We start from the raw sequence: 11062 nt of genomic DNA, 5'->3' as shown, positions 1-11062 counted from the left end.
ACTACGCCAAGGCGGCGGAAATGGCCGATGCCGCGGAGCGATCGGGGCTGGTGACCATGGTCAATCTGACCTATCGCAACGTCGCGCCGCTGCAGAAGGCGAGGGCGATGGTGCTGGCCGGCGACGTCGGCAAGCTGCGCCATCTGGAGGCGTCCTATCTGCAGAGCTGGCTCGTCTCCAAGGCGTGGGGCGACTGGGCGACGGAATCGCAATGGCTCTGGCGGCTGTCGACCAAACATGGTTCGAACGGCGTGCTCGGCGATGTCGGCATCCATATCCTCGATTTTGCCGGTTATGGCGCCGGCACCGATGCCGAGCGGATCTTCGCGCGTTTGAAGACCTTCGACAAGGCGCCAGGCAACCGCATCGGCGAATATGATCTCGACGCCAATGACAGCTTCGTCATGACGGCCGAGTTCGGCAACGGCGCCATGGGCGTGATCCATGCGAGCCGCTGGGCGACCGGCCATCTCAACGAGTTGCGGCTGCGGCTGCATGGCGACAAGGGGGCGCTCGAAGTGGTTCATACGCCCGATGGCTCGACGCTTCGCGCCTGCCTCGGCACGGATGTTGAAACGAAACGGCAACCTGGCGTGATGTCGATGCCGGCACGGTGCCGACCAACTACCAGCGCTTCGTCGCCGCGGTTCGGGATGCCAAGACGGTCGAGCCCGGCTTTCGCCATGCGGCGAACCTGCAGAAGGTGCTTGATCTGGCGATGGAGACCGAGGCGGAAAGGCGCGAGCTCGGCGCCGTGCATACCCAGCGCTCCAACAATCATGCGTTCGGTTAACTCGACGGCCGCCCGCTTCCGCCCGGATGTCGCCTGCGGGCGATCACGCCATGTCTGGATGAAGCCCGTTTGACAATGTGGTTTTGGGCATGTTTGAGCTTTGCGGGTCGGGTGCAGTCATGTCTCCGGCCTGTTTGTGCGGCACGTTATGACCTGCTGGCCCTGATGTTGTCCGCTTGACCCGATCCTACCACGTTGACGCGCTGTTGGTGCGCAAGACAACGAGAGCGGCGTCGCCTTATAGAGATCACACCGATCAGACGCCGATCGCGATCGCCACCCGGCAGAGGGATAACTTGAATCTCGCACATGTCGCGCGCACCGTCATCAATGTCCTTGTCCAAGCAATATTTGACATCTGCATCGCCGCCCAGGCCGCCGGCCCAGGCGTATTCGGACGGCCGTTCAAATGTAACGTGGCCGATCTCAGGCAACATCGGCCAGAGGGGCTGACCGTCGCTCCGTGAATGGTCGCCCTTCGCCTGCTTCGACGCCACCAGTAGGCCGGTTGCGATCTGAGGCTCCGGATTGACGGCCGGGAAGCGATCACCTTTCTTCACAAAGGAGGCCATGAGATAGGGCATATCCTGTCCGCCCAGGCGGGCGCGGCCCACATACTGCACCTGAACGGCGCCCGTGCCACGGGGCTTCAGGTCCAGCAGTTCGGCTGCCTTGCTGGAAACGTCGATGATGCGACCCCGATGAAACGGACCGCGATCGTTGACGCGCACGATGAGCGAAGAACCGTTTTCAAGATTGGTCACCCGCACATAGCTGGGCAAGGGAAGGGTCGGATGCGCGGCGGAAAGGTGATCCGGATCGTAAATTTCGCCGTTTGCGGTCCGCCGCCCGCGAAAGGCCGAGCTGTACCAAGAAGCGACACCCTTCTTGTCGTAGTTCGGGTCTTCCTTCGGATAATAGCGCTTGCCTTTCACCACATAGGGCTTCCCGACGATATAGCGGCCACCACCCTTGCGAATATTCTTGCCGTAGGCGCCCCGCGTGCTCGCCTTCACGCCGTGTACAATTTCGGAAGTATATCCATTGCTGCGGTTCTTGTGCGGCGCTTGTGTGGATGTACAGGTAGCACAGCTGGCGCAGACCATCGTAATCGCCAGCCATCGCAAGCCTTTGACAGCCGCCCCTTACATCAATAACCATCCGTCCAACGCCGGCGACAGCCAACCGTGCATCTGCCGCAAGTCTCGACACGAACCCTCATATCGGCCAGGCGCTCGCAGTCCGCTGTGCATCGGGTCGAGGGACAGACGGAATTGCAGCGGAGGCACTTGTCGATGCATTGCTGCAGTCTGGGGTCGGGCCATTAATTCGCTCCTTCCGTGAATAATTGTAGAATCGGACCTGATGCTAAAAGTTCCATTAGGGTGCGCGAATATACGCAACCCTTCTATTTGGGCTGGCCGCTGACAACGCTACCGCGGACCGCCGACCCGGGGCGGTAGCAGGCCTGCCCGCTTCACCTCGGCGCACCGAGCGGTCGCCGTGCATGGCGCTGGACTGGATCGTCGGATGGAACGGCTGAACTAGCAAGCAGCGGGCGATGACCGGATGGCTTAGGATTTAAATTGGTCGACGTTTGGCTTTAAATTGGACGAGACATCGCCCGCACGCGCTTGCTGACCACCAAGCCTTCGGGTCTCTCTTCGGCATAAGTCGGCAGGTTCGGGATAGGCCTACAAGCGGAACCGATCGGTAGCTGCGGCGTTGGGACTAGTGTTTGACTGACACAAAAAAGTCGGAACCGCAGGTCATGGCCCCCCGGGATTGTGCGCGAGCGGGCACGCCGCTCGACCGACTTTGATGCGGGCGATACGCGCAACTGGCGCGGGGACCTCCCAACAAGACGAAGGAAGATCATGTCGATTCGATCCAAACTTTTCGCAACAGTGGCCTTGCCCGTTTTCGCCGTATCATTCGCGATTCAGCCGGCGCTGGCCGACAGCCTGATGGCGCCGTTCCAGGTAGCGCAGGAAGGGGCCGACCAGCAGTCGCCTGAGGACCTGCTGCTGCTCAAGAAGCGCAAGAAGCAGCATGCCGCCGAGGAAGGGCAGACAGAACAGCAACAACCGCAGGCCGAAGAGCCGCAGCGACAGGTAGAAGAGCCGGTGCGCAAGAAGCGCAARCAGCAGGCSGAMGRACAGCAGCCCGCCGTAGAGGAAGGCACACCGCAGCAGGCCGAGGAACAGCAGGTGCCGGTGCGTAAGAAGCGCAAGCAGCAGGCGGACGGACAGCAGCCCGCCGTAGAGGAAGCGGCTCCGCAGCAGGCTGAGGAGCAACAAGCTCCTGTGCGCAAGAAGCGCAAGCAGCAAGCCGAAGAGCAGCCCGCCGTAGAGGAAGGCACACCGCAGCAGGCCGAGGAACAGCAGGTGCCGGTGCGTAAGAAGCGCAAGCAACAGGTCGAAGAACAGCAGCGCGCCGTAGAGGAAGGGGCTCCGCAGCAGGCTGAGGAGCAACAAGCTCCTGTGCGCAAGAAGCGCAAGCAGCAAGCCGAAGAACAGCAGCCCGCCGTAGAGGAAGGCACACCGCAGCAGGCCGAGGAGCAGCAGATACCTGCGCCAAAGAAACGCAGGCAGCAGGCGGACGGACAGCAGCCCGAGAAACAGAAGGCCCTCGAACAGCGTGCCGCACCGGAAGGCGTAACTACAGCCGATCAACCCTCCGCCGAGCAGCCGACGCCGCGGACCGGCAAGGGCGAGAAGCAACCGGTTCCGGGGACCGAACAACCTGCAACGGCCGAGCAGCTCCAGGGTGTAGAGCCTCGGGCCAAGCCCGCTCCGATCGTCGTCGACAAGCGCACAAAGGAACAGAAGCGCAAGATCGCCCAGGATCCGGCGGCGACCGATGAAACCGTAGTGCTTCCGGTCGATAACGGCGCGGCTGTGCTCGACAGCGACAAGGACGCCGACAATGCCGGTGGCAACCGGGCGCGAGATGCTCGGCGCAAGCAGCGCGAAGAGCTGCGCGTCCAGGAGCAGAACATAGCGCCGCCGACCGACGATGCCGCGGCCCAGGCGGAGATTCCGGCCGAGGTGCTGCAGGCGGTCCCGCAGAGGATCGAGGCCGCGATCAAGGAAGAAGGCCAACGCGTCGAAGCGGCGCCAGTCTTCGCGGTCCCGGAGACGACGAACATCGTCAATAACACGGTCATCAACAACACGGTGATCAACAACACCACGAACAATGATGTGACCGAGGTGCAGGTGGTCGAGAGGATCGACGATCGCGTCGTCCTCGGCGTCGGCGACCAGTTCTTCGTGCGTGGCGACGATCGGCCAAGGCTCCGCCGCGATTCTGAGGAGACCTACTACGATCAGTTGGCGCGCGGCCGCGTTCGTGAAACGATCGTCCGCCCGGGCGGCTATCGCATCGTCACGGTCTACGACCGGTACGGCAACATCCTGCAGCGGTCGCGCGTCGACAGCGACGGCAACGAGTATGTGCTGATGTACGCGCCGGAATATCAGGAGGAACGACGTCCGGCGATCGTCGACGTCGGCTACGAATTGCCGCCGATGCGCCTGGCGATTCCGGTCGACGACTACATCGTCGACTACGCGGAGGAACCGGATCGGGACTACTACGAATTCCTGTCCGAGCCACCGGTCGAACGCGTCGAGCGGGTCTATACGATCGATGAGGTCCGCAATTCGGCCCGTCTCCGTGACAAGGTCCGACGCATCGATCTCGATACGATCCACTTCGTGACGGCTAGTGCCGAAGTGTCGATGTCGCAGGCCAAGACACTGCGCAAGGTTGCGGACGCGATGCAGAAGGTTCTCGACAAGGATCCCGGTGAGACCTTCTTCATCGAGGGGCACACGGACGCCGTCGGTTCCGACCGCTCGAACCTGGTACTTTCCGATGAGCGTGCCGAGTCCGTCGCAGTCCTCCTAACCGAGGTCTATGGCATCCCGGCGGAAAACCTGGTCACCCAAGGCTATGGTGAGCGCTTCCTGAAGATCCGCACGCAGGAGCCCGAGGAGGAGAACCGCCGCGTGACCATCCGCCGCGTGACGCCGCTGGTGCGCCCGGTCGCGCAGCGGTAACGGAAATCTGATGCGCCATGACATCGAAGGCTCTTCGCGAGAGCTAACTGCCTCGAAAGAAGGTCTCAGCGGCTTTTGTTGTCACTGAGACCTTGGAGATTGTGGCGTGTTCCAGCGGTATTTTCTCAAAACGCCTAGCATCTCGATTAGTTCCGGCGCATGGGAAGGCATTGACGAAAACGACAGCGCTTAGTGTTGCATCCCGAAAGCTTGCTGTCCGCTCTGAATTCGACGTGTTGGGGCAACTCGCCTGCAGAACCAGCTGAGATTTGCGTGCGTCGACCGCCGTTGGCAGAGAGCTCTGTGGCGCACAAAGAAAAGGCCGCTTCGTTCCGTGATTGTCACGCTCTAACGGGCATTGGTCTCCGCCTGTAATGCAAGGCGCAGAGCGGAGACAAACACGCGCACTTTGGGCAGGACGTTCCTGGTGGTCGGGTAGACTGCCCAGATCCCAATTTCTTCAGGAGTGGCGTCATCGAGGACGACGCGCTGCAGCCGCCCTTCGAGTACGTCATCGGCGATCGCCCATTCGGAAAGCAGGGTGATCCCAGCCCCGGCGACACAAGCAGATTGGCATCCAGCGATGCTGCTCGAAGAAAACCGAGAGCCTATGCGAACATGGGTTTCGGAGCCACTGGCGACGAAAGTCCAATGCGTGACTCCTGTCATAGGAAGGCAATCATGGAGAGCGAGGTCATCGATGGAACGCGGCATCCCACGCCGCTCAAGATAGCCCGGCGAGGCAACAAGCGTTCGTGGGTTATCCGCCAGTTTTTGTGCGATCAGGCTGCTGTCCTTCAGACGCGCGATGCGGATTGCCAAATCGGTTCCGGTAGCCGTCAGATCAGGCAGGCGGTCGTTCATATCCAGGGCGATCTGCAGTTCTGGATTAGCCGCAAGGATAGCTGGGACCAGCGGAGTCACAATCTTCACGCCAAATACGATTGGCACCGAGACGCGAAGAAGCCCCGCCGCGCCAAGCGTGTCCGCGCGAACCTGTGCGCGGCCTTGATGTTCATTTTCAATGATGGCCTGAGCGAACGGAAGGAAAGTTTCACCTTCGGGCGTCAGCGACAGTGACCGAGTCGTCCGGTGAAGCAAACGCACGCCAAGCGTTGCTTCCAGCGCGGAGAGGCGACGTGTCGCCGCCATCGGCATTAAACCAAGACGGCGCCCTGCCTCGGATATGCTTCCGGAAGAAACAGCGCCCACGAAGACCTCGATGTCGTCAGTGTTCATTATAACGGGTTTCGATAAACAGGCTCAACATTAGCCAATACTACAACGGAGCGCGATGCAAAGCTACGTCTGTTGCGATCTCATAGCTTGAAAGGCTCCGGAAATGACAATCACGACCGTGAATGCAAAAACGCCTACGGGATTGAGTAGAGTTGGCTTGCTCGCCATGGCCACCGCCAGCGGCATCGCTGTCGCCAACATCTATTACAATCAGCCGATGCTAGGTATCATCGAGGCCGATTTTCCCGGCCAGTCCGCAACCGCTCTAGTACCGACCGCCACCCAGTTGGGATACGCTCTCGGTCTCTTCCTTCTTTTGCCTCTTGGCGATCTGGTCCACCGTCGCAAGCTCATCATTGGACAGTTTCTGATCCTTGCCATCGCGCTGTCCCTAGCGGCTGTTTCCTCGTCCGCGTGGATATTGGTGGCTAGTTCCCTTCTGGTTGGAGCAAGCTCGACGGTAGCGCAACAGATCGTTCCCTTCGCGGCTTCATTGGCACCTGCTGAGAAGCGCGGGGCGACCATCGGAACCGTGATGGCGGGCGTCCTGTCGGGCATTTTGTTCAGCCGAACCCTATCTGGTTTTGTCGGCGAACATGCCGGCTGGCGCGAGATGTTCTGGATTGGCGTGCCGATGGCCTTGGTGGCCGCCGCGATGATGTTCGCGACGCTTCCAGATCATGCTCCCACGTCTCGTTTGCATTACCGCAACGCGATCAAATCGCTGGGGCACCTCTGGACACATGAGCCATCTCTTCGGACAGCGACCCTCGTACAAGCCGCCCTCTTCGCTTCGTTCACCGCGTTCTGGACCATACTTGCGCTATACCTCCAGGGCCCGAGCTTCGGCCTTGGTGCCGATATTGCCGGGCTTTTCGGTATCGTGGGAGCGGTCGGCGTTTTCGCTGCTCCGGTGGCGGGTCGCATTGCCGACAAGCGTGGACCGCATTTCGTTGTTTGGCTTGGCGCGGCCTTGACTGTCGTGTCCTGGATTATCTTTGGAGCATGGGCTTCGATCGTGGCTCTCATCATCGGCGTCATCGTCCTCGACTTCGGCATTCAGGGCGCATTGGTCTCCAATCAACACATTATATATGCACTCAATCCGGATGCACGAAGCCGCCTGAACACGATCTTCATGACTGGAATGTTTCTTGGCGGCGCGGCGGGATCGGCACTTGCTTCAGTTGCCTGGCAAAATGGCTCTTGGCTCGGTGTGAGCCTCGTGGGAGGTGTCTTGCCGCTACTCGCTTTGGCCGTAAAAGCGCTTGGTCGCTCACGCCAGTTGTAAGATCAAAATCAACGCTGTGCGAGCATCAACGCGGGAGGATGGTGCTCATCGCCCTCCATATTATTTCAAAAGACGCAATTGAATCGAAACGATTGATGCAATTGTTGTCACTCCGGATTGGTGGCAACTTCCCTTCATCAGACGAACACAGCGTCGGCTGAGGGCAAAAGACAAAGATCGCAGGGCGCGAATATGACCGACAAATTTCTTCCCATGACGCGCCGCGGCGCGCTGCTTTCCGGAGCGGCGGCTGCCGCCACCATGGCACTCTCCACATCATTCAGCTTTGCAGCCAACGCAGCTGCTTCCACCACCAACTCAATCGAAGGGGACAATGCAATGAGCACCATCACCACCAAGGACGGCGTCGAAATCTTCTACAAGGACTGGGGCCCGAAGGATGCGCAGCCGATCGTATTCCATCACGGCTGGCCGCTGTCGTCGGACGATTGGGATGCCCAGATGCTGTTCTTCCTGGCCAACGGCTACCGCGTCGTTGCCCATGACCGCCGGGGTCACGGCCGTTCGGCGCAGGTTTCCGACGGTCACGATATGGATCATTACGCCGCAGACGCCTTTGCGGTCGTCGAAGCCCTCGACCTGAAGAACGCCGTTCATATCGGCCACTCCACCGGTGGCGGCGAAGTCGCCCGCTATGTCGCAAAGCATGGCGAACCATCCGGCCGGGTCGCCAAGGCCGTCCTCGTCTCCGCCGTTCCGCCGCTGATGCTGAAGACTGAAAGCAATCCTGAAGGCCTGCCGATGGAAGTGTTCGACGGCTTCCGCTCGGCGCTCGCCGCTAACCGCGCGCAGTTCTTTCGCGACGTCCCGGCCGGTCCGTTCTACGGCTTCAACCGTGACGGTGCGAAAGTCCAGGAAGGCGTGGTCCAGAATTGGTGGCGTCAGGGCATGATGGGTGGCGCGAAGGCTCATTACGACGGCATCAAGGCCTTCTCCGAGACCGATCAGTCCGAGGACTTGAAGGCGATCACTGTTCCGACTCTCGTCCTGCATGGCGAGGACGACCAGATCGTACCAATCGCTGACTCGGCGCTGAAGTCGGTCAAGCTTCTGAAGAACGGCACGCTCAAGACCTATCCGGGCTTCTCGCACGGCATGCTGACCGTGAATGCCGACGTCTTGAACGCTGACCTTCTCGCCTTCGTTCGGTCTTGATGTAGAAGTTGCGGCCGCGGCAAAACTTGCCGCGGCCGCACCCACTTAATCCTATAAAACGCGTCAGATTCCATACTGCGAGGGGCCTCGCACGCGGGGCCATCAAACCGTTACCTCAGTCGAGCATCACCATCTGAGCTGCCGCCTGCTCCTCGAAGAATTTCGAGAAAGACGCAATGCGGGGCGGCAATGCCTGATAGGGCGGGTAATAAAGCGTCAGCCACAGATCGGGCGGCGCCCATCCACGCAGGACGTGAACCAAGCGGCCTGTTCTCAAATGTTCCGAGACATGAAATCCGGGCAGCATCGCCACTCCGGCACCATCAGCTGCCATGTCAGCCAGAACCTCACCGTTGTTGGCACTGAACGCCCGGCCCGCCGAGATCGTTATGCTCGATCCACCGTCCGACAAAACCCAGTTTTCCCGCCGGCTTTCGCCGCTATAGGCGAGGCAATCGTGGGACGTCAGTTCGCTGGGATGCTGTATATCGACAAACCGGCTTCCGGGTGCGGCAACGAGAATGCGCGGCACAACGCGGATCTTGCGCCAGATGGTGAACTTATCCGATGGCTGCGAGGAAATGCGGATCGCAAGGTCGTAGTCGTCGTCGACGATGTTCACCAGACCGTCAGATAGCGAGATTTCGAAGCTCATTTTTGGATAGAGCTCCCTGAAGCCCGATAGGATCGGCGGGAGCACGGCCTTGCCGAACCAGGTCGGCGCGCTGATGCGCAACCGTCCCTGATCAGCCTTGTGCGCATTCATGACATCCCGCCGTGCATCCTCAAGCGTCTTCACGGCCGGCTGGATCTGCGCGGCGAAAATCGCTCCGTCAGTTGTCAGCGAAACCTGCCTTGTCGTGCGCACGAAGAGCTGCACGCCAAGTTCGGCCTCCAGCGCAGCGATGGCACGGGTCACGGCTGCCGGCGTCATGTCGAGTTCGCGGGCGACCTGAGCGAAGTTACGTTTTTCGGCGGCGAGTAGGAAGGTTCGGAGGGCTTTGTAGTCGTTCATCTCGATTATTTCAAAAATAGCAATTCAATCGAAAGGAATATTGCAATTCCGTGATCCCATCAACCCAGTTACATCTTTCTCCATCGAAACGGACAAAGCCAACGAAGAAAGGCACCGGCCATGATCAAGGATATCAAGGGACTGCATCACGTTACCTCGATGGCGTCGGATGCGCGCGAAAACAACAAGTTTTTCACCGACGCCCTCGGACTGCGCCGCGTGAAGAAGACCGTCAACTTCGACGATCCCAGTGTCTATCACCTCTATTATGGTGACGAGAACGGGACGCCCGGCACGGTCATGACCTACTTTCCGTTCCAGAATATGATGATTGGCCGCCCAGGTGTGGGCGAGGTGGGCGAGACCCAGTTTTCCATCCCCAAGGGCTCGCTCGGCTTCTGGAAGGATCGCCTGGTTGCCAAGGGCGTCGGTGGTTTGGAAACAGACGCAGCGTTCGGCGCCAACCGCCTCCGTTTCATCGGACCTGATGGCGACGGGCTCGCCCTGGTCGAAACGGCCGATGACACCCGTGCCCCCTGGATCGCTGACGGCATCTCAGACCAGACGGCCATTCGCGGCTTTGCCGGCGCCCGCTTCAACCTGCATGACACGGCGGCTACGGAGGAACTGCTTGGCTTCATGGGCTACCAACGTGCCGAGACCGAAGGCGACGTGACCCGCTTTATTATCCCCGGCGGCAACGGTGCCGATACGATCGATCTAGCAGCGCTTCCGAAAACGCCGTTCGCCCGCCAAGGTGCCGGCTCGGTCCACCATATTGCCTTTGCCGTCGACAACCGCGAGAAGCAGCTCGAAGTGCGCAAGGCGCTGATGGATACCGGCTACCAGGTCACGCCGGTCATCGACCGAGATTACTTCTGGGCGATCTATTTCCGGACCCCGGGTGGGATCCTGTTCGAAATTGCGACCAACGAGCCCGGCTTCGATCGTGATGAAGACACCGCACATCTCGGCGAAGCGCTCAAGCTTCCGAACCGATATGAAGCCTTCCGTGACCAGATCGAAGAAAACCTGGTTCCGCTTGCCGCATAGGACCCCGGTCTGAACCGGTCTCCTGATCAACACACATCTTCGGCCCTCGAGACGGCTGCCTGAGCCAGGCAGTCGACCGCCGAAGGCTTATCAATTTCAAACACCGATCATCGGCACCAAACATCAAACGGAGAACTAGAATGTCCAAGCTCGAAGTCCTGACCCCCGTCAACAGCCAGCTCATTTTCATCGACCAGCAGCCGCAGATGGCATTCGGTGTCCAGTCGATCGATCGGCAAGTGCTGAAGAACAACGTCGTCGGCCTCGCAAAGGCAGCGAAGGTCTTCGATATTCCGACGACGATCACCACCGTCGAGACCGAATCCTTCTCCGGCCACACCTATCCCGAACTGCTCGCCGTCTTCCCGGAAAACGACTTCTCCGGCCACACCTATCCCGAACTGCTCGCCGTCTTCCCGGAAAACGAC

7 protein-coding genes and 2 pseudogenes are annotated in these 11062 nt (G+C 60.1%); 6 read left to right on the top strand and 3 right to left on the bottom strand.

Features of this window, described 5'->3' with window-relative positions:
* Positions 1-793, top strand: a pseudogene (locus ASD02_RS30395) (Gfo/Idh/MocA family oxidoreductase); the annotation flags it as partial.
* A gap of 146 nt (positions 794-939) precedes the next feature.
* Here the strand turns inward: ASD02_RS30395 and ASD02_RS30390 are convergent.
* A complete protein-coding gene (locus tag ASD02_RS30390) occupies positions 940-1899 on the bottom strand; it encodes a septal ring lytic transglycosylase RlpA family protein (RefSeq protein WP_082555680.1) in 960 nt (319 codons plus the stop codon).
* Between the two features lie 771 nt (positions 1900-2670).
* On the opposite strand from ASD02_RS30390, the gene ASD02_RS30385 reads away from it, so the two are divergent.
* The gene (locus ASD02_RS30385) at positions 2671-4860 is read left to right on the top strand and encodes an OmpA family protein (protein WP_057220385.1); all 2190 of its coding nucleotides are present in this window, start codon (positions 2671-2673) and stop codon (positions 4858-4860) included.
* A gap of 348 nt (positions 4861-5208) precedes the next feature.
* On the opposite strand, the gene ASD02_RS30380 is transcribed toward ASD02_RS30385, so the two are convergent.
* On the bottom strand, positions 5209-6099 hold the full coding sequence (locus ASD02_RS30380; protein WP_025429598.1) for a LysR family transcriptional regulator: 891 nt from the start codon (positions 6097-6099) through the stop codon (positions 5209-5211).
* Positions 6100-6202: 103 nt separating this feature from the next.
* Between ASD02_RS30380 and ASD02_RS30375 the strand changes: the two genes are divergently transcribed.
* The gene (locus ASD02_RS30375) at positions 6203-7390 is read left to right on the top strand and encodes an MFS transporter (RefSeq protein WP_057217878.1); all 1188 of its coding nucleotides are present in this window, start codon (positions 6203-6205) and stop codon (positions 7388-7390) included.
* 192 nt (positions 7391-7582) lie between these two features.
* Positions 7583-8566: an alpha/beta hydrolase gene (locus tag ASD02_RS30370; protein ID WP_057217877.1), complete on the top strand. Its 984-nt coding sequence runs from the start codon at positions 7583-7585 to the stop codon at positions 8564-8566.
* Positions 8567-8681: 115 nt separating this feature from the next.
* Here the strand turns inward: ASD02_RS30370 and ASD02_RS30365 are convergent, their stop codons facing one another.
* A complete protein-coding gene (locus ASD02_RS30365) occupies positions 8682-9581 on the bottom strand; it encodes a LysR family transcriptional regulator (RefSeq protein WP_057217865.1) in 900 nt (299 codons plus the stop codon).
* A 120-nt stretch (positions 9582-9701) separates the two neighbouring features.
* On the opposite strand from ASD02_RS30365, the gene ASD02_RS30360 reads away from it, so the two are divergent.
* Positions 9702-10634, top strand: coding sequence for a VOC family protein (locus tag ASD02_RS30360; RefSeq protein ID WP_057217863.1), 933 nt, complete (start codon positions 9702-9704; stop codon positions 10632-10634).
* A 140-nt stretch (positions 10635-10774) separates the two neighbouring features.
* Positions 10775-11062: pseudogene (locus ASD02_RS30355) on the top strand (isochorismatase family protein); the annotation flags it as partial.

It is taken from the genome of Ensifer sp. Root1252 (genome assembly GCF_001425885.1).
Taxonomy (GTDB): Bacteria; Pseudomonadota; Alphaproteobacteria; order Rhizobiales; family Rhizobiaceae; genus Ensifer; species Ensifer canadensis.
Note: the sequence above shows the minus strand (reverse complement) of the source record. Positions and strands in the feature narration are given on the sequence as shown.